Origin of the sequence: Pseudomonas sp., assembly GCF_035554175.1 — a bacterium.
Classification (GTDB): Bacteria; Pseudomonadota; Gammaproteobacteria; order Pseudomonadales; family Pseudomonadaceae; genus Aquipseudomonas.
Window position 1 is genome coordinate 208,879 of the sequence record NZ_DATMIV010000050.1, and the last position, 20,139, is coordinate 229,017.

General features: G+C 59.5%; 20 protein-coding genes. 7 read left to right on the top strand and 13 right to left on the bottom strand.

The genetic code is table 11. From position 1 onward, the window contains the following. Positions 1 to 129 precede the first annotated feature (129 nt). Positions 130 to 909 carry a TSUP family transporter gene (locus VNV36_RS22365; protein WP_325720627.1) on the top strand — a complete coding sequence of 260 codons (780 nt, stop codon included), beginning with the start codon at positions 130 to 132 and terminating at the stop codon, positions 907 to 909. On the opposite strand, the gene nudC is transcribed toward VNV36_RS22365, so the two are convergent. The 4 genes from nudC to VNV36_RS22385 form a co-directional block, all read right to left on the bottom strand. Beyond that, the gene (nudC, locus tag VNV36_RS22370; protein WP_325720630.1) at positions 877 to 1,707 is read right to left on the bottom strand and encodes an NAD(+) diphosphatase; all 831 of its coding nucleotides are present in this window, start codon (positions 1,705 to 1,707) and stop codon (positions 877 to 879) included. The genes VNV36_RS22365 and nudC overlap by 33 nt on opposite strands. A 6-nt stretch (positions 1,708 to 1,713) precedes the next feature. Next, the gene (locus VNV36_RS22375) at positions 1,714 to 2,526 is read right to left on the bottom strand and encodes a crotonase/enoyl-CoA hydratase family protein (RefSeq protein WP_325720632.1); all 813 of its coding nucleotides are present in this window, start codon (positions 2,524 to 2,526) and stop codon (positions 1,714 to 1,716) included. 204 nt (positions 2,527 to 2,730) lie between these two features. Next, a complete protein-coding gene (locus VNV36_RS22380; protein WP_325720634.1) occupies positions 2,731 to 3,876 on the bottom strand; it encodes a PQQ-dependent sugar dehydrogenase in 1,146 nt (381 codons plus the stop codon). Positions 3,877 to 3,928: 52 nt separating this feature from the next. Continuing rightward, on the bottom strand, positions 3,929 to 4,249 hold the full coding sequence (locus VNV36_RS22385; RefSeq protein ID WP_325720636.1) for a hypothetical protein: 321 nt from the start codon (positions 4,247 to 4,249) through the stop codon (positions 3,929 to 3,931). Positions 4,250 to 4,439: 190 nt separating this feature from the next. On the opposite strand from VNV36_RS22385, the gene ku reads away from it, so the two are divergent. Beyond that, positions 4,440 to 5,306, top strand: coding sequence for a non-homologous end joining protein Ku (ku, locus tag VNV36_RS22390; RefSeq protein ID WP_325720638.1), 867 nt, complete (start codon positions 4,440 to 4,442; stop codon positions 5,304 to 5,306). Positions 5,307 to 5,464: 158 nt separating this feature from the next. Here the strand turns inward: ku and lpxO are convergent, their stop codons facing one another. Further along, the gene (gene lpxO, locus VNV36_RS22395) at positions 5,465 to 6,364 is read right to left on the bottom strand and encodes a lipid A hydroxylase LpxO (protein ID WP_325720640.1); all 900 of its coding nucleotides are present in this window, start codon (positions 6,362 to 6,364) and stop codon (positions 5,465 to 5,467) included. 310 nt (positions 6,365 to 6,674) lie between these two features. Between lpxO and VNV36_RS22400 the strand changes: the two genes are divergently transcribed. Next, complete coding sequence (locus VNV36_RS22400) at positions 6,675 to 7,109, top strand: short chain dehydrogenase (protein ID WP_325720642.1); 435 nt, start codon at positions 6,675 to 6,677, stop codon at positions 7,107 to 7,109. A 33-nt stretch (positions 7,110 to 7,142) separates the two neighbouring features. Here VNV36_RS22400 and VNV36_RS22405 read toward each other — a convergent pair whose 3' ends face one another. The 4 genes from VNV36_RS22405 to VNV36_RS22420 form a co-directional block, all read right to left on the bottom strand. Then, complete coding sequence (locus VNV36_RS22405) at positions 7,143 to 8,087, bottom strand: methyltransferase (protein WP_325720644.1); 945 nt, start codon at positions 8,085 to 8,087, stop codon at positions 7,143 to 7,145. A 14-nt stretch (positions 8,088 to 8,101) separates the two neighbouring features. Beyond that, a complete protein-coding gene (locus VNV36_RS22410; RefSeq protein WP_325720646.1) occupies positions 8,102 to 9,469 on the bottom strand; it encodes an iron-containing redox enzyme family protein in 1,368 nt (455 codons plus the stop codon). Between the two features lie 110 nt (positions 9,470 to 9,579). Then, a complete protein-coding gene (locus tag VNV36_RS22415; protein WP_325720648.1) occupies positions 9,580 to 10,509 on the bottom strand; it encodes a ZIP family metal transporter in 930 nt (309 codons plus the stop codon). Between the two features lie 19 nt (positions 10,510 to 10,528). Further along, positions 10,529 to 11,755: a zinc-dependent alcohol dehydrogenase gene (locus VNV36_RS22420; protein WP_325720650.1), complete on the bottom strand. Its 1,227-nt coding sequence runs from the start codon at positions 11,753 to 11,755 to the stop codon at positions 10,529 to 10,531. A 373-nt stretch (positions 11,756 to 12,128) separates the two neighbouring features. Here VNV36_RS22420 and VNV36_RS22425 point away from each other — a divergent pair, with 373 nt between their 5' ends. Together VNV36_RS22425 and VNV36_RS22430 are read left to right on the top strand one after the other, a co-directional pair. Then, entirely contained in the window at positions 12,129 to 13,715 is a 1,587-nt protein-coding gene (locus tag VNV36_RS22425; protein WP_016774693.1) for an ABC-F family ATPase, read from the top strand. Positions 13,716 to 14,024: 309 nt separating this feature from the next. Then, entirely contained in the window at positions 14,025 to 15,209 is a 1,185-nt protein-coding gene (locus tag VNV36_RS22430) for an MFS transporter (RefSeq protein WP_325720657.1), read from the top strand. Between the two features lie 139 nt (positions 15,210 to 15,348). Here the strand turns inward: VNV36_RS22430 and VNV36_RS22435 are convergent, their stop codons facing one another. Continuing rightward, entirely contained in the window at positions 15,349 to 16,386 is a 1,038-nt protein-coding gene (locus tag VNV36_RS22435) for an alpha/beta hydrolase family protein (protein WP_325720659.1), read from the bottom strand. A 168-nt stretch (positions 16,387 to 16,554) separates the two neighbouring features. After that, on the bottom strand, positions 16,555 to 17,166 hold the full coding sequence (locus tag VNV36_RS22440; protein ID WP_325720661.1) for an FMN-dependent NADH-azoreductase: 612 nt from the start codon (positions 17,164 to 17,166) through the stop codon (positions 16,555 to 16,557). A 127-nt stretch (positions 17,167 to 17,293) separates the two neighbouring features. On the opposite strand from VNV36_RS22440, the gene VNV36_RS22445 reads away from it, so the two are divergent. Together VNV36_RS22445 and VNV36_RS22450 are read left to right on the top strand one after the other, a co-directional pair. Then, on the top strand, positions 17,294 to 18,202 hold the full coding sequence (locus VNV36_RS22445) for a LysR substrate-binding domain-containing protein (protein WP_325720663.1): 909 nt from the start codon (positions 17,294 to 17,296) through the stop codon (positions 18,200 to 18,202). Continuing rightward, positions 18,199 to 18,558, top strand: a complete 360-nt coding sequence (locus tag VNV36_RS22450) for an MmcQ/YjbR family DNA-binding protein (RefSeq protein ID WP_325720665.1) — start codon at positions 18,199 to 18,201, stop codon at positions 18,556 to 18,558. Before VNV36_RS22445 ends, VNV36_RS22450 begins: the two co-directional genes overlap by 4 nt. A gap of 135 nt (positions 18,559 to 18,693) precedes the next feature. Here the strand turns inward: VNV36_RS22450 and VNV36_RS22455 are convergent, their stop codons facing one another. Both VNV36_RS22455 and VNV36_RS22460 read right to left on the bottom strand, forming a co-directional pair. Next, on the bottom strand, positions 18,694 to 19,122 hold the full coding sequence (locus VNV36_RS22455; protein ID WP_325720667.1) for a DUF1294 domain-containing protein: 429 nt from the start codon (positions 19,120 to 19,122) through the stop codon (positions 18,694 to 18,696). Continuing rightward, positions 19,119 to 19,949, bottom strand: a complete 831-nt coding sequence (locus VNV36_RS22460; RefSeq protein WP_325720669.1) for an undecaprenyl-diphosphate phosphatase — start codon at positions 19,947 to 19,949, stop codon at positions 19,119 to 19,121. Before VNV36_RS22460 ends, VNV36_RS22455 begins: the two co-directional genes overlap by 4 nt. Positions 19,950 to 20,139 lie beyond the last annotated feature (190 nt).

Sequence of the window (20,139 nt, forward strand, 5' to 3'; positions counted from 1 at the left end):
CGCTGCTAATCAGACATTTCAATGACGCGATCCGGGTAAAGCGATAGCTCGCCGCAACACTCGGAAATGAGTAACATGACGGCCCTCCCCGCAGCCCAATTTCTGCGCCTTGCCGAATAAGCCGACTCCATGCCTTTCGAACTCAGCGTTGACCTCACCACCCTGGCCATTTTGGCCGCTGTTGCCTTCCTTGCCGGCTTCATCGATGCCATCGCTGGCGGTGGCGGTCTGTTGACCACACCAGCGCTGCTGACCGCCGGCCTGCCGCCGCATCTGGTGCTGGGCACCAACAAGCTGAGTTCGACCTTCGGTTCGGCGACCGCCAGTTTCACCTTCTACAAACGCAAACTGTTCCATCCACGGCAATGGACGCACGCGATTGTCGGCACCCTGGTCGGCGCGCTGACCGGTGCGATCGTTGCGCATTACCTGCCCGCCGAGTGGCTGAACAAGATGCTGCCGGTGATCGTTTTCGCCTGCGGCCTGTATTTGCTGTTTGGCGGTACGCCGAAGGCGCCGCTGGACAGCGATGCACCGATCAAAAAGAAATGGCAATCGACCCAAGGCTTCAGCCTCGGTTTCTACGATGGTGTGGCCGGCCCCGGCACTGGCGCATTCTGGACGGTGAGCAGTCTGCTGCTGTATCCGATCGATCTGGTCAAGGCCAGTGGTGTCGCGCGCAGCATGAACTTCGTCAGCAACATCGCCGCGCTGTCGGTGTTCATCTTCTCCGGACAGGTCGACTGGATCATTGGCCTGTCCATGGGCCTTTCGGTGATGGTCGGGGCTTTCTTTGGCGCGCGCACCGCAATCAGCGGCGGCGCCAAATTCATTCGACCGGTGTTCATCACCGTGGTACTCGGTCTGACCGTGCGCCTAGCCTGGCAGCACTGGTTCAGCGTGGCCTAAGCGGCGCGCCACATAGAGATCGATCAGGTAACGGGCGATCGAACGCGACGCCGGCAACGGCGGCAGGTCGTGCACGTTGAACCACTGAGCATCCTCGATTTCGTCTTCCTGACAGACAATCTCGCCGCCGGCGTATTCGGCATGGAAGCCGAGCATCATCGAGTGCGGGAACGGCCAGCACTGGCTGCCGACGTACTGGATGTTCTTCACTTCGATCTGCACTTCTTCGCGCACTTCACGAATCAGGCAATCCTCGGCCGACTCCCCCGGCTCGGCGAAACCGGCCAGCGTGCTATAAACGCCAGTGACGAAACGCGGCGAGCGCGCCAGAAGAACTTCGTCGCCACGGGTGATCAGCACGATCATGCTCGGTGAGATTCGCGGATAACTGCGCAGATCGCAGGGCTGGCAATACATCGCCCGCTCGCGCGGCACTTGGCTCATCGGCTGGCCACAGTTGCCGCAGAAGCGATGCTCGCGGGCCCAGGTACCGATCTGTGCGGCATATCCGAGAACCTTGTAGAGGGTGTGATCGCCTTCGAGCATGAACGCCCGCAGACCTTTCCAGCCGCAGCCCGGCACTTCGCTGACACTGCGCAGTTCCAGCAGATACACCGGTTCGCCATCGAGATGCCCAATGCCATGCTCGGCGAGGATCGCGAGGTCCTGACGCTTGAGCCATTCGCGTGGGAACAGCGCGCCGTTGTCATCGAACAGAAAGCCTTCCGGGCTGCGCGCTACGGCCCAGCCGCCGGGTTGATCGGTGTCGAGTACTGCAGTGGTCCAGCGAGAGGTCATGGTTACTCAATCCAGAAATTCGGGTTTCTGTTTGCTCATGTGGGCGGCCATGGCCACGCGCAGATCGGTGGATTGCAGCATGGCGGCGTTCCAGGTAGCAACGTATTCGAGACCGTCGTCGATGCGATGGTCGCGCATGTAGCTGATCATTTCCTTGGTGCCGGTCACGGCAATCGGCGACTTGGCGGCAATGTCTCGGGCAATCTCGAAAACGCCTTCGAGCAGCGTGTCCTTATCGTCGTAGACGCGATTGACCAAGCCCATGCTACGGGCTTCTTCGGCGCCAAAGGTGCGACCGGTGTAAGCCAGTTCGCGCAGCATGCCGTCTCCGATGATTCGCGGCAACCGTTGCAATGTGCCAACGTCGGCGGCCATGCCGATATCGATTTCCTTGATCGAGAATTGCGCGTCCTCGGCGGCGTAGCGCATGTCACACGCAGCGATCAGATCGATCGCCCCACCCAGGCAATAGCCCTGAATGGCGGCGAGCACTGGTTTGCGGCAGTTATCGACGGCGTTGAACGATGCCTGCAGGTTGAGGATCTTGCGCCGCAGCAGGCGGGCGTTGCGGCCGACATCCTTGCCCAGCTCATTGGCGACGCCGGCGAGCATCATCAGGTCGATGCCGGAAGAAAAATGTTTGCCGTTGCCGCTGAGCACCACCACGCGCACTTCATCGGTGTCATCGATCCACTGGAAGATCTCGATGATTTCGCTCCAGAATGCCGCGTTCATCGCGTTGATCTTTTCCGGTCGATTGATTTGCACATGCGCGATGTTGTCGGCCAATTCGACACTGAAGGCAGAGTATTGAGTCATGGCAGTGATCCTTTACCGGGCTGAAAATGAGGCCCGAACTATAACAAGGCAATGGGGTGGCGGTTCGGCCAAATGCGGGACTGCTCGGGTTTGCGCAAGATGTGACGGCCCCTTCGCGAGCAGGCTCGCTCCCACCTTTGGAACGCATTTCAATATGGGAGCGAGCCTGCTCGCGAAGCCGTCCGAACACAACGGCCTGTTAACTTATTTCAGCCCAAGCCTGTACAACGAGCCATTCTCTTCGTCCGTCAGCACATACAGATAACCATCCGGCCCCTGACGCACATCCCGGATGCGCTGTTTCAACTCACCCAGCAAGCGCTCTTCATGCACAACCTTGTCGCCATCCAACTGCAAGCGAATCAACTCCTGCGTCACCAGCGCGCCGATAAACGCATTGTGCTGCCATGGCTTGAAGCGATCGCTATCGTAAAACGCCATGCCCGTGACACCGGGTGACTTCTCCCAGACATGGTGCGGCGCAACCGTGCCTTCGGCAGTCTTGCCCTGTGCCTCCGGAATCGGCGTCATCGAATAATTGATACCGTGGGTTGCCAACGGCCAACCGTAGTTCTTGCCGCGCTCGATGATGTTCACTTCATCGCCACCGCGAGGCCCATGCTCGTTCTCCCACAACGTGCCGGTCCACGGATTGAGCGCCGCACCCTGCGGGTTGCGCAGACCATAAGACCAGATTTCCGGTCGAACGCCCGATTGCCCCACAAAGGGGTTATCGTCCGGCACCTTGCCGTCGGGGAAGATGCGCACGACCTTGCCTTGCAGCTTGTCGAGATCCTGCGCGGTTGGTCGGTCGTTGTTTTCACCCAGAGTGACAAACAGATAGCCGTCCCGATCGAAGACCAACCGCGAACCGAAATGGTTGCCCACCGACAGTTTCGGTTCCTGACGGAAGATCACGTTGAAATCCTTCAGCGTCTTCAGGTCATCCGACAGTCGGCCGCGCCCTACCGCTGTGCCAGCCTTGCCGCCTTCGCCTCCGCCTTCTGCGTAGGACAGGTAGACCATGCGGTCCTGTTTGAAGTCCGGCGACAGCACTACATCCAGCAAACCACCCTGCGCCTTGGCCCAGACCTTCGGCACGCCACTGATGGGCTCTGACAATTTGCCATTTTTGTCCACGACGCGCAGATGGCCCGGGCGTTCGGTCACCAGCATGCCCTGTTGATCGGGCAGAAACGCCAGTGCCCACGGATGGTCCAGGCCCTGAGCAATAGTAGTGACTTCGAGAGTGCCCTGTTCGCTTTGCAGCTCTTGGGGCACGGCAGCAAACGATGGGGCACTTATCAGCGCGGCGGTGCAACAGGTGGCTAGAAGGGTTTTACGCAACATGCACGATTCCTTTTGTTCGATTGAATGGCTGACAGAACCTCAGTCCTGCCGTTCAACGGTTGCTGCCAGTGCCCCGAGGGGGCGGGTTGGGAATGAATATCGGTGGTTTGCTCGGCACCGAGCGAATCGGCTGGCCGTTACCGATGCCGCGATTCTCGACGGTCGGCTGACGGGGTACGGGAACGGTGTTCGGCCCGCGAAGGGGTGGAGCGCTGGGCTGGGTGCCCTGCATGCTGTTGGGGTTGGCCCGGCGGATCGGGTTGTTGTAGGGATTGTTGCTGTTGCCGGTGGGACTTTGCGCCAGCGCGACGTCCGCATGAACCAGACCGCCACTGAGGGCCAGCACGGCGAGACCTGCAAGAAACCGGTTCATGGGAAACTCCTCTCGATTGGCCTGGACTAGAGCCTTGGAGCCCACGCTACGCCGTGGGTTCGCATTTGTTAACCCTGACGCCTTAAACAACATGTAACACGGCTTGACCGTGGCGCCGGAAGTCCCCGCAATCGCTGGAAACTTTCTCGCCGCGCCAAGGGTCACCTGATCATCACTCGGAGGACAGGTCATGGCTCGGGCAATCTGGAAAGGCGCAATCAGTTTTGGACTGGTACACATCCCCGTGGCGCTGGTTTCAGCGACGTCGTCCCAAGGCGTGGACTTCGATTGGCTCGACAGCCGCAGCATGGACCCAGTGGGTTATAAACGCATCAACAAGGTCACCGGCAAGGAGGTGACCAAAGAAAATATCGTCAAAGGCGTGGCCTACGAAAAGGGCCGCTACGTGGTCCTCAGCGAGGAAGAAATCCGATCGGCGCACCCTGTTTCCACGCAGACCATCGACATTTTCTCTTTCGTCGACGCCGATCAGATCCCGCTGCAGAACATCGATACGCCCTACTACCTGGCCCCAGACAAGCGCGGCGGCAAGGTCTACGCCTTGCTGCGCGAGACCCTGAGCAAAACCAACAAGGTCGCCCTTGCCCGCGTCGTCCTGCACACACGCCAATACCTGGCCGCGCTGATGCCGCTGGAATCGGCGCTGGTGCTGGTCAAACTGCGCTGGCCGCAAGAAGTACGCGGTCTCGACGAGTTGGAATTGGGCAGTGAAGTGACCAAGCCGCAACTGGCCAAGGGTGAGCTGGACATGGCCAAACGATTGGTTGAAGACATGACGTCGGAGTGGACGCCAGAGGATTACAAGGACGAGTTCGAAGACAAGATCATGGCATTGGTCGAGAAGAAGGCACACGAGGGCAAGATCGAGGATGTCGAGACCGCCACGGGCGAGGAAGAACGCAAGACAGCCGACGTTATCGATTTGACCGAGCTGCTCAAACGCAGTCTCGGAGGGAAAGCACCGGCCAAGGCCAAGGCCAAATCAACCAGCAAGGCAGCGCCGGCGAAGAAGACCAGGAAGGCTTCTGGGGAGTAAGTGCTGAGTCAGACGGAAGTGGTCTGAAGCGGAAGGCCCCTTCGCGAGCAGGCTCGCTCCCACAGGGGTGTTGGGCTGGATGCAAAATTCGCATTCACCCCAATCAAATGTGGGAGCGAGCCTGCTCGCGAAGAGGCCAGCGATATCACCGCAAATCTTCAGATCAAAATAAAGATCGCCAACAACGCCGCAAAAATCGCCCACTTCTCCAGGTAATACCGCGTGCGGTTACGCTTCTTCAACTCTTTGCCACGCAAACGAATCTTGTAGATCCTGGTAAACAAACGGTTGATCCCGCCCGTCTTGTCACCCGCATCATTTGGTGCGCCCGCCGCTGACATCACGGTGCGGCTGAACCAGCGGTTGAATGCCGCCGCCCAGCGATATTTCAACGGCCGCTCGATGTCGCAGAACAGGATGATGCGGTTCTGCTCCGTAGTATTTTCCGCGTAATGAATAAATGTCTCGTCGAACATCACGGCCTCGCCATCGCGCCAGTGATAGTTCTCACCGTCGACATTGATGTAGCAGCCAGGATCGTTCGGCGTGTCCAGGCCCAGGTGATAGCGATAGGAGCCCGCATAAGGATCGCGGTGGCGTACCAGTTTCGAGCCCGGTGGCAGCTCGGCAAACATCGCCGCCTTGATCGAGCCGATGCTCTGCACCAGCTCAGTGGTGCGGGGGCACAGCTTCATAGCCGATGGGTGACTGTCGCCGTACCACTTGAGGTAGAAGCGTTTCCAGCCGGTTTTGAAGAAGGAATTGAAACCGACGTCGTCATACTGATTAGAGCGCTTGATCTCGCCGGCACGCAGCAGGTTCTGACCTTCTTCGCGGATCTCTTGCCAATGGGCCTGCAACGGGCTCAGATCTGGAAAGTCAGCCGGGTTCAGATACGGTTTGTTGGGAATTTTCGAAAACAGATACAGAAAGCAATTGATCGGCGCGAGAAACGTCGAGTGGTCACTCAATTGCCGCCCCAGTTTGTGGCGCACGCGTCCACGCAGGTGAACGTAGGCAATGGAAATGACATAAACAGCGGCAATGATGAGTTTCACGGAAAAGGGTCACACGTCAAAAGTGAACAAACTGCGCGCGTGGCGGCCTGGGGCCCAGCGTCTTATGCAGCGGTCTGAATGCACAGGGCACGTCCTTGGCCCGCGCCGTTTCCGGGCGCTCGGTGAAGGGTGGCATTTTAGCCACACTTTGTAACCGATAGTGAATCCTCAACTGTGAAAAACTGTCTTGCATCTCTGGTGGGTAAAGTTTGCCCGGCTGCCTGCGCAAGGGATTGCCCGTTGCTCACTTCGATGGAACCCCGCTTCGCGTACGCGCCTCTATCGCTTACCAACAACGGGAGGAACCCCTATGATCGCCCCAGAAACCGGCATGAAACCGGGCCAGCGTTATCGCATCGAAAGCGTCGAGCGCGCGCCGCAATTCTCTGGCTTTTTTCTCGATGGAAAGTATTACCTGGGACCTGAATTGCAGACCGCCGTCGGCTGGCTCGAAGGGCAGAGATTCTTCTACGATCAGCTCGACCCGACCGGTGAGCCGGTTTATCCGGACAGGGTTGCCGGCACCATTGAGGCACTGACGTTGGTAATGGCGGATGGTTTACGTCTTGAAATTGAAGAAGCGCCCTATCAGGCCGAAGCCGTTGCGCCGCTGCGCTCTTCGTTCCAGAGTCGCGTCGAGCGTATCTCGCGTCAGCCGATACGCCCTTCGCCGTTGCTGGTAGCCGGGGCTGCGATGTTGGTAGGGGTTTGTCTGTTGACGATCTCTCGCATCAGAAATCGATAACGGCCACCACGCGAGCAGTGACCCAATCGTCAGTCACTGCTCGCGGGTTACTGTCAGCGCAACCACAGCGATTCGCTCGGCACGCTCATATTCGGGCTTGAGCAATTCCTCACTGAACACATCCGGATCGAGTTCACGATAGGTCCAGCCGAAACGCCCGCCGGTCAGCATTGGCGCCACGGCCTGGCGGAACGGATCCTGCCCTGCAACGATCGCTACGCCGGTATAAACCAGCAAGGTGCCGCCAATTGCGAGGCGCGGCAGCGCCTCACGGACGATGCGCACCGACAGGCCCTCCCCCAGCGCCCCGCCGCCGTGACGATAAGCACGTTGTTGCTGATCATTCATGTACGGCGGATTGGCGGTGATCAAATCGAACTGCCCTTCGACGCTGCCGAGCAGGTCGCTGTGATACACCGACACGTTGCTGGCGCCGGCCAGCTCGGCATTTACCGCACTCAAGCGCAACGCCTGCGGATTGATGTCCACTGCCAGTACCTGAGCATCCGGGCGTGCCTTGGCGATGATTACCGCACCGGCGCCACTGCCGCAGCCAATATCCACCGCGCGCCTGATCGGCGAGAAGCGCTGCTGCAACTGCGTTTCGATAGCCTGGGCAAAACGGTAGGTGTCCGGCCCGAAAAACACGGCATCACTCGCCGTCGTGGGAAATGCCGAATGCACGAACAAGCGGTCGTTGAGCGTCGACCAGCGCACACGGCTGCGCCATGACGTACCGTCGCGTTCGACGACACCGGCCTGTTCCAGGCTGGCCAGCTCATCGGCACTGAACAACTCTTCGGCAAACGGCATCGACCAGCCGAACACGTCACGCAGATCCTTGGCCAGTGGCGTGGCAAAGCGCTGCAAAAAGCGTTCGTGGGTCAACGGGGTTGGCGTGATGAAATGGTAGTTACTGTCGAGCAGGCGTTTGCCCAGCTCGAACAGGATTCTGTCTGATGTTTCCTGTGCCGACATGAAGCCTCCTTGTTTCAACGTAAGCGGGCGCGCAATTGCATGAAGCGACGGGTTGCGAAAAGTCCGGCCGGACGCCAGTGCCGCTGTGGTTGCAACCAAGGCGTCAGCAGCGACATCTGTTCGGCGCAAGGCTTGTCAGCCAGCGCGGCTTCGAGATTGAGCTGATCGGCATCGTCATCGAAGGTTTCTTCAACGGCGGCTTCGCGACGGACATACGGCCGAGGCCGGGAGGCCGGGCAATCCTGAGTGATCCAGTCGCGCAACAGTTGTTTTTCATAGCCGCTGAATACGCCGAACATCGCCGCATCGCTGCCGTCGATCAGGCGCCAGAAGCGACTTTCTTCCACCGCCTCGCCGCGTTTGATCCAGCTCTTGCGCTCCAGCGCAGCAAGAAATTCGCCCATCTGCCCCGGCGTAGCCAGCCATTGGTTGATCGTGCGGTTTTCGATGCGGCAGTAATCGGAATGCATGTGCCGGCCGAACACGGCTTTGCGCTCAAGCATGGCGATGACTTCGTGCTGCAAATCGAATTCCTTGATGACGTCAGTGGTGCCCTTGCCCACATCATTGAGGCGATAACCGACGGCCATGCGCCGATAGAACTCATCACGCTCAGTGCCCAGCGGCATCAAATCGAGCATCGATTGCACAGCCTTGCGCGCATGGCCGGTGCTGGCGTTGTCGATGGTCACGTGCAGGCGGAAATAATGCGGGTCGATGCCCAGTTCCGCCAGTTCGTAGGCACTGATCAACAGATGCAAAGGCAGTTGCTCGTAGCCCAGGTTGAAGCCGATGACTTCCGGCATGAATTGGTCGCCGAAACGCCCTAGTGCCAACTGCACCGCACCTTGCAGGAAATATTCATCCGCGAGACCGGTCAAGTCCGAGCAATCGTGCTCGGCCAGCAACTTGCGGTAGATCACTACGTGGTTCTGGCGAGGAACGCCTTCGCCCAATTCTTCCAGGTAAGTGTCGAGCAAATTGTCGAAACGCGGATCCTGCCACTGCGGCAATAACCCCGCCAGCCAGGCGCCGTCGACCTCTTTGGTCGGTGCCACGTGGTAAATGAAATACAACGCATGGGATTTGTTGCGGAAATAGCGTCGCGGCGCGCCCTGCTGACGTGCCTCGAGATATTCAGCGTATTGGGCAGCGACGCTCGCACTGCGGTGTTCCGACCATTGCAACAGTTCTTCAGCGCTGCCCGGCAGGTCGTCAGGCAGTGCCGACGCTTTGCTCAATTGCCGACGCAGAAAGTCCAGCGCCACGCGGTCAACCGTCGAGTCTTCTGCCAATAGCCGGTCATAGAGCCGGCGCTCGGTATCCGCCGGTATGGATGTTTTACCCGAAGACTTCCTGGTCGGGATTTCGATCAGCGACATGACTCTTTCCCCTACGTAATTGGCACTGCCAGTAAAGGAAAGAGTGACTGGCGCTGAAAAAAATTCCTTTTTTGTTCTTGGTTACTCGCTCAGTGGTTTGCTCAGGTGATCTACCCCAAAGCGGTATCGAGAAACATCATCACGCCGAACCCGAGCATCAGGCCCAGGGTGGCCGGGGTTTCATGTCCGTTGCGGTGCGTTTCGGGAATCACTTCATGGGACACCACAAAGATCATCGCGCCCGCCGCCAGCCCCAGCGCTACAGGGAAGCCCAGCGCAAAACTGTTGGTGATGCCCAAACCGATAATGGCGCCCAAAGGCTCCATCAGCCCTGACGCGGCGGCAATCAATGCCGCACGCACGGCTGAGATGCCGGTCACCCGCAACGCCAAAGCGACTGCCAGACCTTCAGGGATATCCTGAATGGCGATGGCGGTGGTCAGCGGCAGGCCGATTTTCATGTCGCCGGTGGCGAAGCTGACACCGATCGCCATGCCTTCGGGCAGGTTGTGCAGAGTAATCGCCAGCACAAACAGCCAGACCCGGTTGAAGCGCTTCGCCTCCGGCCCGCGTCGACCGCTCTTTTCGTGTTCGTGCGGGACGAAACAATCGAGTCCGACCATCAGCGCCACGCCAAGCGCCATGCCGGCGACAACGACGGCGGCGGCAAGCATCGGGTTGCTCACCGCCTCCTTCGCCGCCGCGATGCCCGGCAGAATCAACGAAAACGAACTGGCGGCCAGCATCATCCCTGCGGCGAACCCGAGCATGGTGTCCTGGGTTCGCGAAGTGATCGCACGCAGCGCCAAGGCCAGCAACGCACCGACCGCCGTGGCCGCAAACCCCGACAACCCGCCGAGTGTGGCGAGGTGCAGAGTGTCACGACCCGTACTTACCAGGCCGGTGTAGCCACTGACCAGCAGCAACAGCGTCACCACGGCCAGGGTCAACCAGAAGATGCGCCCTCCCCAGCCCGTACGCGACAGCTGCAGCAACCAAGCGCGTACGGGGGCGGCAAACGAAGATGACGGTAGCGCCATGAAAACTCCTCAGTCGCGATCAGGTCGCCGGTGCGAACGGCGTGGTTTCATCCAGTTGCGCCAGCGGAACATCGCTGCCACCCGGCGTCAGAATCACCTTGCGGCATTCTTCCTGTTTTTTATTGAAGATCTTGTAACCCTCGGCCGCCTGCTCCAGCGACAGCCTGTGGGTGATGATCGCTTCGGGCTGCAACCTGCCGGTCTCGATGTGGCCAAGCAGTTCCGGCAGGTAACGCTGCACGTGGGTCTGGCCCATTTTGAAGGTCAGGCCTTTGTCGAAGGCGTCGCCAAACATGAAGCCATGAATGAAGCCTGCATAAACGCCCGGAACGCTGACCACGCCGCCGCGCCGAACGGCGGCGATGCACTGGCGCAAGGCCTTGCCGCTGCTGCCTTCGAGCTTGAGTGTAGCCATTACGGTTTCGGTGGTACTGCCCTTGGCTTCAAGGCCCACTGCATCGACTACCGCATCGACACCGCGATGCCCGGCAGTCTGGCTGATAATCGTATCGGCCGGGTCATCGTCCTCATCGAAGTTGATCGGAACTACGCCATAAGTGCGCTGGGCGTAATCGAGTCGGTACTGATGGTGATCGACCATGAAGATCTGCTCGGCACCCAGCATTCTGGCGCAGGCTGCGGTAAGCAGGCCGACGGGGCCTGCGCCATAGATCGCCAGACTCGAACCTTGCACGACCCCTGCGTTGATTACCGCTTGCCAGGCGGTCGGCAGGATGTCGGAAAGAAACAGCACCTTCTCGTCCGATAGCGTGCCCGGCACTTTGAACGGGCCGGTATTGGCTTTCGGCACTCGCACCAGCTCCGCCTGGCCGCCGGGAATCCCACCGTACAGGCGGCTGAAGCCGAACAACGCGGCAGGTGGCGGAATCAGCTTTTTGTTCAGCGCCGCGCCAGGCCCCTCGTTGGTCGTTTCGCAAGCGGCGTAAAGCTCTTGCTGGCAGAAGAAACAATCGCCACAGGCGATCACAAATGGAATCACCACACGGTCGCCACGCTGCACTGCCGTCACCGCAGAGCCGGTCTCTTCAACGATGCCCATGAATTCGTGGCCGAAAATGTCGCCATGTTCGACGGTAGGTATCTTGCCTCGGTACAGGTGCAGGTCCGAACCGCAGATGGCGGTCGCGGTGACCCGCAGGATGATGTCGTCGGCGGCTTCCAGTTTCGGGTCCGGGACGGTTTCGACGCGCACATCATTGGCGCCGTGGTAGGTCATTGCTCGCATGGCTTGATCCTCACTCGATTAAATTAATTCGCTGCTGCTTCCTTTCCGAAGAGCAAATGCCCAAGCGAGTTCATTCCGGTTTGCGAGATTGTGATCAGCGGGTATCGAGCGCTTCTGCGACCAGCCAACACTGATGCCCCTGTGCCTGCCATATAACTGCTGTCTGAGTTATGCGACAATGCGCGCCAATGTCCAACAAGAACCCCGTACTCGTCGCTCAGCAGCTTGCCCTCAAAGGCCCCAGTTGCGGACGGCTTATGCGCGTTGGCTCAACTCAAGCACAGACTGGGGGGAGCTGGTAAAGCTCCAGATTGGTACTCAAGTTTGTACCAGGCACCACAGACCAGCTCTAACCCATTGATAGGTAAGGTAATTGATCTCCACAGCTAACATCACGATGCAGTTTGGCGCCAAGCCGCTGTTCGAAAACGTTTCGGTCAAATTCGGCGCAGGCAATCGCTACGGCCTGATCGGTGCCAACGGTTGCGGCAAGTCGACCTTCATGAAAATCCTTGGCGGCGATCTCGATCCGTCCGGCGGTCAGGTCATGCTTGAGCCGAACGTGCGTCTGGGTAAGCTGCGCCAGGATCAGTTCGCCTACGAAGAATTCACCGTGATCGACACCGTGATCATGGGTCACGAAGAGTTGTGGAAGGTCAAGGCCGAGCGTGATCGCATCTACTCGCTGGCGGAAATGTCCGAAGAAGACGGCATGGCCGTCGCCGAGCTGGAAACCGAATTCGCCGAGATGGACGGCTATACCGCCGAATCCCGCGCTGGCGAATTGCTGCTGGGTCTGGGCATTCCGCTGGAACAGCATTTTGGCCCGATGAGCGAAGTCTCGCCAGGCTGGAAACTGCGGGTGTTGCTGGCCCAGGCACTGTTCTCCGATCCGGAAGTGCTGTTGCTCGACGAACCGACCAACCACCTGGACATCAATACCATTCGCTGGCTGGAAAACATCCTGACCCAGCGTAACAGCCTGATGATCATCATCTCCCACGACCGTCACTTCCTGAACAGCGTGTGCACGCACATGGCTGACCTGGATTACGGCGAGCTGCGTCTGTTCCCGGGCAACTACGACGAATACATGACCGTGGCGACCCAGTCCCGCGAGCAACTGCTGTCGGACAACGCCAAGAAGAAGGCGCAGATTTCCGAGCTGCAATCGTTCGTCAGCCGCTTCTCGGCCAACGCCTCGAAAGCCAAGCAGGCCACCTCCCGCGCCAAGGCGATCGACAAGATCCAGCTGGCCGAGGTCAAGCCTTCCAGCCGCGTCAGCCCGTTCATTCGTTTCGAACAGAACAAGAAGCTGCACCGTCAGGCGGTCATGGTTGAAAAGATGGCCAAGGGTTTCGACGGCAAGCCGCTGTTCAAGGACTTCAGCTTCCAGGTCGAAGCCGGCGAGCGTGTAGCGATCATCGGCCCGAACGGTATCGGCAAGACCACCCTGCTGCGCACCCTGGTCAATGAACTGACTCCGGATGCCGGTAGCGTGAAGTGGACCGACGCCGCTGAGCTGGGCTACTACGCTCAGGATCACGCCCATGACTTCGAAGACGATGTGACCTTGTTCGACTGGATGGGCCAGTGGACTCAGGGCGAGCAGATGATCCGTGGCACCTTGGGGCGCATGCTGTTCTCCAACGACGAGATTCTCAAGTCGGTCAAAGTCATCTCCGGTGGTGAGCAGGGTCGCATGCTGTTCGGCAAGCTGATCCTGCAAAAGCCCAACGTGCTGATCATGGACGAACCGACCAACCACCTGGACATGGAGTCGATCGAGGCGCTGAACCTGGCGCTGGAAAACTACCCGGGCACGCTGATCTTCGTCAGCCACGACCGTGAGTTCGTATCGTCCCTGGCCACACGCATCATCGAGCTGAGCCCGAATGGCGTGACCGACTTCAGCGGCACTTATGACGATTACCTGCGTAGCCAGGGCGTCGTGTTTTAAGGGCAGCTTTTAGTTTCAAGCGGCAAGCTGCAAGTTGAAAGCCCTGTCCATGTGACAGGGCTTTTTGCATTTCAGGGTTCAGGAAGTTGCTGGTGCGCAGACATTCGCGAGCAGGCTCGCTCCCACATTTGCAATGCGCACTCCCTGTGGGAGCGAGCCTGCTCGCGAAGGGGCCATAAGCAGCGCCATCAATCCCTGGCAGAAGCTGCCGAAGGCTGCGATCTTCTGATCGTTAGCCTGCTTTCCTTTCTCCCAACCCCGCGCCATGATGTCGGCAACTCTCCCACCGCCGCCCGCGAACGAGTGCTCATGTCTGCGCAGCCAATGCCACCGCAAAGCTCCCTGGCGATCACCCTGCAGATCGTCTCCATCGTTTTCTATACCTTCATTGCCTTTCTCTGCATCGGCCTACCGATTGCAGTGTTGCCAGGTTATGTCCACGAACAACTGGGATTCAGCGCAATCATCGCCGGACTCGTAATTGGTTCACAGTACCTGGCCACCCTGCTCAGCCGGCCGATGGCCGGGCGCATGTCGGACACGCTGGGTACCAAGCGTACGATCATTTTTGGCTTGTGGGGGATCGTCCTCAGTGGCGCGCTGACCTTGCTGTCGACATTGCTGCAGAGCTTTGCGCTGACCAGTCTGTTGATTCTGATTGCCGGACGTCTGCTGCTCGGCATCGCTCAAGGCTTGATCGGCGTGGGTACCATCAGTTGGTGCATGGGCCAGGTCGGTGTCGAGCACACGGCCAAATCCATCGGCTGGAACGGCATCGCCTCTTACGGGGCGATCGCCATTGGTGCGCCGCTGGGCGTGGTGATGGTCGGCGAATATGGCTTCGTCAGCCTTGGCATCGCGCTGTCGGCGCTGGCGGCCGGTGCGTTGTGGTTGATCCGCAACAAACCATCGGTGCCGGTGATTCGTGGTGAACGCCTATCGTTCTGGGCGGTGTTCGGCAAGATTGCGCCGTACGGCACCAGTCTCACCCTGGCCTCCATCGGCTATGGCACGCTGACCACGTTCATCACCCTTTATTACCTCAACCGCGGCTGGACCGGTGCGGCGTATTGCCTGACGGTGTTTGGCGTGTGTTTCATTCTGTCGCGGCTGTTGTTTATCTCGGCGATTGCGCGGTTTGGCGGGTTCGCCTCGGCCATCGCTTGCATGACAGTCGAAACCGTCGGGCTGGTTATGTTGTGGTTGGCGCCTTCCACCGCGTACGCACTGATTGGCGCCGGGCTGGCCGGGTTCGGCCTGTCACTGGTGTACCCGGCGCTGGGCGTTGAAGCGATCAAACAGGTGCCGAGCTCCAGTCGCGGCTCAGGATTGGGCGCTTATGCGGTGTTCTTCGATCTCGCGCTGGCGATAGCCGGGCCGTTGATGGGCGCGGTGGCGTTGAATCTGGGTTATTCATGGATTTTCTTCAGCGCGGCGGTGTTGTCGGTGACCGGGTTGGGCCTGACCCTCCTGCTCAAGCGTCGCGCGACCTGAAAATCAACGCATTCCCATGTAGGAGCTGACGAGTGCAACGAGGCTGCGATCTGTTGATTTTGCTTTGAAGATCAAGATCAAAAGATCGCAGCCTCGTTGCACTCGTCAGCTCCTACGGGGATTTGTGTTGGTGATGGATTTATTGATCCGCCGTCTGCATTCCCGCCCGCGTCGATTTCCCCAGCGCATGGGCAAAAAACCGTCCGGCCTCGGAAATCAGGTTGCGGTGAATATCCTCGCGATTCACCCCGTCAGCGTCGGTACACAGCGCCGGCATGGCGCGGATCTGCTCTTCAGTGCACGGCGCCAGGAACACGAAGTGCCCTGCCCCGGCCAGTAATTTGAAGTCCGGCGCGGTGGGCAGTTTGCGCGCCAGGGCGGCGGCGTTTTTATCGAAGGCCACCAGTTTGTCGCCGTCGCCGCTGTAGAGCAGTACCGGCACATGCACATCCGCCAGGGTATGGCGACCGAATTTCAGGCTCAGCGGCGCCATCAGCAATAACGCATGTACGCGGGGATCGGGTACCGGCTGCAGATCGTCGCGATCAACGATCAGCTCGCCCTGGGTGTTGCAGGCATCGTGATCGTCCGGGCGCTCCTGGCAGTAGCGACGCAGGCGATCCAGATCCGGCTGCGCGCCGGAGAGAATCAACGCCGTCTCGCCACCTGCCGAATATCCAATCACGCCAACCTGATCGGCGTTGACGAAAGGCGCGAGCATGCTGTCGCCGAGCGTCGCGGTGATGGCTTGAGAAATCTGGATCGGCCGCCCGTAGAGGTTGCTCAATGTGCCAAGTCGGCTGTGATCGCGGGAGTTGTCGCCGGGATGAATCACCGCCACCACCACAAAGCCCTTGCGCGCCAGCGAGGTCGCCAGGTCGTGCAGCGCCAGCGGCGTGCCGGTGTTGCCATGGGACAACATCAACATCGGAAAGCGGCCAATCGCGACTTTGGTGTCCGCGCCGGCCTCGACCGAATAGCCCTCGAGCAAGCTCATGTGTTCGCGGTCGCTGGAAGGATAAAAAGCGATGGCGCGCATGGGTTGCAGATCGAGCGGGTCGAGAAAGGTCATCTCGTGATAACCGACGCTCCATACAGGGTGTCGCCCCGGCGCAGCCTGCACTGAATTCAGGCTGCTCAGCAGGCAAATCACCATCACTGCACAAAGTCGCCGCATCGGATGCCCCACCCTGTTGGACCAAATCACCGGATGTGCTGAAACTGCATAACCTGGGCCAGATTATGTAACAGCCAGAAACAAAAAACTCCGTATTCGGCCCTTGCGGATCCAGAATACAGAGTTTTTTTGCGATTACCTGAACAGCGGCTGTTCTTTACGCAAGCCTTATGCGGCGGCGAACAGTTGCTCGCTGATCTTCGCTTGCGCAGCGGTCATCGCGTTGTTGCGCACTTCTTCGCCATAGGCCAGGCCTTCAGCGCGAACGATTTCAATGTCGGTGATACCGAGGAAACCCAGCACCAGCTTCAGATATTCTTCATGAGCAATACCGCTGGCCTGACCGGCGTGAATACCGCCGGATGTCGACACGATCACCACTTTCTTGCCACCGCACAGGCCTTCAGGGCCGGCTTCAGTGTAGCGGAAGGTCTGGCCGGCCACGGCAATGCGGTCGATCCACGCCTTGAGCTGGGTCGGAATGGTGAAGTTGTACATCGGCGCGGCAATGACCACGGCGTCGGCTGCGATGAATTCGGCCAAGGTCGACGCGCTCAGTTCGGCTTCGTGCTGTTGCGCAGCGTCGCGCAGTTCGGTGGTGGTGCCGGCCGCAAGCATTGTGGTCGACGAGAAGTGGCTGATGGCATCGGCGGCCAGGTCGCGATAAGTCACCACGGCACTTGGCTCGGCAGCTTGCCAGGCGTCGACGACCTGACGGCTCAACTGACGGGAAGCCGAGTTGTCGCCCAGAATGCTCGAATCGATGTGCAACAGTTTCATGTGGGTTCTCCTGCAAAGAATCGCCGGCGGCGACGGAATGGAGACAATCCTACGCAACAAACCAATAGCTGATTAGTCGCTGACAATGCGATAGTTCGTCCCACAGATAGAACAGCCGGATACCCACATGCAAGACCTGAACGATCTCTACTATTTCGCCAAAGTGGTCGAAGCCGGCGGGTTTGCCGCCGCCGGGCGCTTGCTGGGTATTCCCAAGTCACGCCTGTCGCGGCGCATTGCCGAACTGGAAGAACGCCTTGGCGCACGGCTGCTGCAACGTACGACCCGCCAGCTCAATCTCACCGCCGTCGGCGAGCGTTATCTGCGCCACTGTCAGGCAATGCTGCTGGAAGCGGAGATGGCTGACGAAGCCGTGGCCAGCATGTCCAGCGAGCCGCGCGGGCGTTTGCGGGTGTCCTGCCCTACCGGCCTTGCTCATGAAATGTTGCCGACGGTGATCAGCGACTTTCTCGGCAAGTATCCGCAGGTGCAACTGGAGGTCGTGCTGCTCAACCGCCGGGTCGATCTGGTCACCGAAGGCATCGACGTTGCCTTGCGCGTGCGCGATCACGGCGATGAGGATCCGTTGCTGGTCACTCGTCGCTTGCGTCAGGCGCAGGCGGTGGTGATCGCCAGTCCGGCCTTCATGCAGGGCAAGACCATCAACCATCCGCAGGACCTGAAAAACCTGCCGGTGCTGGGCGCGCTGGAGGCCGATCGCATGGTGCATGTGCGCCTGCTCGATCAGCAGGGCAAAAGCGCCGATCTGAGCATGGAAGCGCGGCTGGGTATCGACGATTTTGTGGTGCGCAAGGCCTGCGTGCTGGCCGGCCAGGGCTTTACCGTGCTGCCGATGATGTTCTGTGAAACCGAATTGCGTAACGGCACGCTGGTACAGGTGCTGCCTCAGTGGTCACTGCCAGGCGGCTGGCTGCAAGCGGTGTATCCGCACCGGCGCGGGGTGATGCCGGCGGTGCGCGCATGGATCGATCATCTGGTCGAATCGTTCAATGCCTGCGGGGAGCGGTTGTTATGAAACACCGGAAGATGAGCGAAGCCCAGGTCGCCGAATTCTGCCTGGCCCTGCCCGGCGCGCGCGAAGACTACAAATGGGGTGGCGTGCGGGTGTTCTCGATTGCCGGCAACAAGATGTTTGCTCTGCAGGGCCTGCGCGGGGATTCGCTGGCATTCAAGGTCGACAAGGATCTGTTTCTCGGCCATTGCGACCGCCCGGGCATTCATCCGGCGCCCTATCTGGCGCGGGCTCAGTGGATCATCATGCATCCGCCCTACCCGTTGGGTGCCGAGGAATTGCAGGGGTTGTTGCAGCGTTCGCATCAACTGGTCGTGGGCAAGCTGCCGAAAAAGACTCAAATCGGCCTGCTCCTGTAAACCCGCAAACCCGCAAACTCGCAAAACCTGTGGGAGCGAGCCTGCTCGCGAAGGCGGTTTGTCAGGCGACTCATCAGCGAGCATGAGATTGCTTTCGCGAGCAGGCTCGCTCCCACAGGGGATCTGCGGAGGCTGTTAAATAAGGGATAGCAAGTTCGACCCGAGAAAAATCTGGTCAATCCAGAACACCTGATGCAGCAGCACGATCGCCCAAAACAAGATCTGAAACGACACTTTGCGCGTCTTGTGCCGAAACACCTGCTGAGCCACCAGCGCACCCGGCCAGCCGCCCGCCAGTTCCACGGCATGCAGAATATTCTCCGGCGTGCGCCAGGCATCGGCGCGGGCCTTGCGTTTGTCGGCCCAGTACAGAAAGAACGCCAGCACGCTGACAACCCCGTACGCCGCCAGCGGCAGCCCCGAGATGCCGCTCAGCCACATCGACAATGAGCCGGACAGCGGCAGCGCACAGACGATCAGCAGCACCAGCAGTTTCAACTTCAGATGCTGAAAACGCCCGTGGGAGGGTCGAGTTTCAGGACGGCGCGTGCGGGAATCGTTCATGCCTTCGCTGCCGCCCAGTCCACCCAGCCGAACTGCCAGGTCGCCAGAATCACCAGGCCGAAGGCAATCCGGTACCAGGCAAACGCTGCGTAACTGTGACTGCCGATGAATTTGAGCAAACCGCGCACAGCGATCATGGCGAAGACAAACGCGGTGACGAAACCGATGGCGAATACCGGAAAATCAGCCGGTACGAACAGGTCGCGGTATTTGTAGCCCGAGTACACCGCTGCACCGACCATGGTCGGCATGGCCAGAAAGAACGAAAACTCGGTGGCCGTCTTGCGTGACAGGCCGAACAGCAAACCGCCGATGATGGTCGAGCCGGAACGCGAAGTACCGGGGATCATCGCCAGGCACTGGGCGAAACCGATCTTCAAGGCGTCGCTCCAGCGGATCTCGTCGACGGTTTCGGCGTGCACCTCATGCTGGCGCTGTTCGGCCCACAACATGATCACGCCGCCAATCACCAGCGCTGCCGCCACGGTAATAGGGTTGAACAGGTATTCGTGGATCAGATCGGCAAAGATCACGCCGAGCACCACGGCCGGCAGAAAAGCGATCAGCAGGTTGACGGTAAAGCGCCGTGCGCTCGGTTGGGTCGGCAGGCCGATCACCACGTCGAGAATCTTGCGGCGAAACTCCCAGACCACCGCGAGAATCGCGCCGAGCTGAATGATGATGTTGAACGCCATGGCCCGTTCGCCGCCGAAGTTCAGCAAGTCGGCAACGATGATCTGGTGTCCGGTACTCGAAATGGGCAAAAACTCCGTCAGCCCCTCTACAACTCCCAGTATCAGTGCCTGCAAGGCGGTCCAAAGATCCATCAATCCCCCAGAGAGCGATGCACGCGGGCATGCTCCGATAGTTTTTCTAAACGTTCACTGCGTTCAGCGTAGCCGGTAAAAGGTGTACCGATTCCGCGCGCACAGGATCTACACGAAACGGTAAAAATTCCGTGAAATTTTCAAACCGGATTCAGGTTTTCGCGCGCGGGGCCGAAATCCTAACAGACAA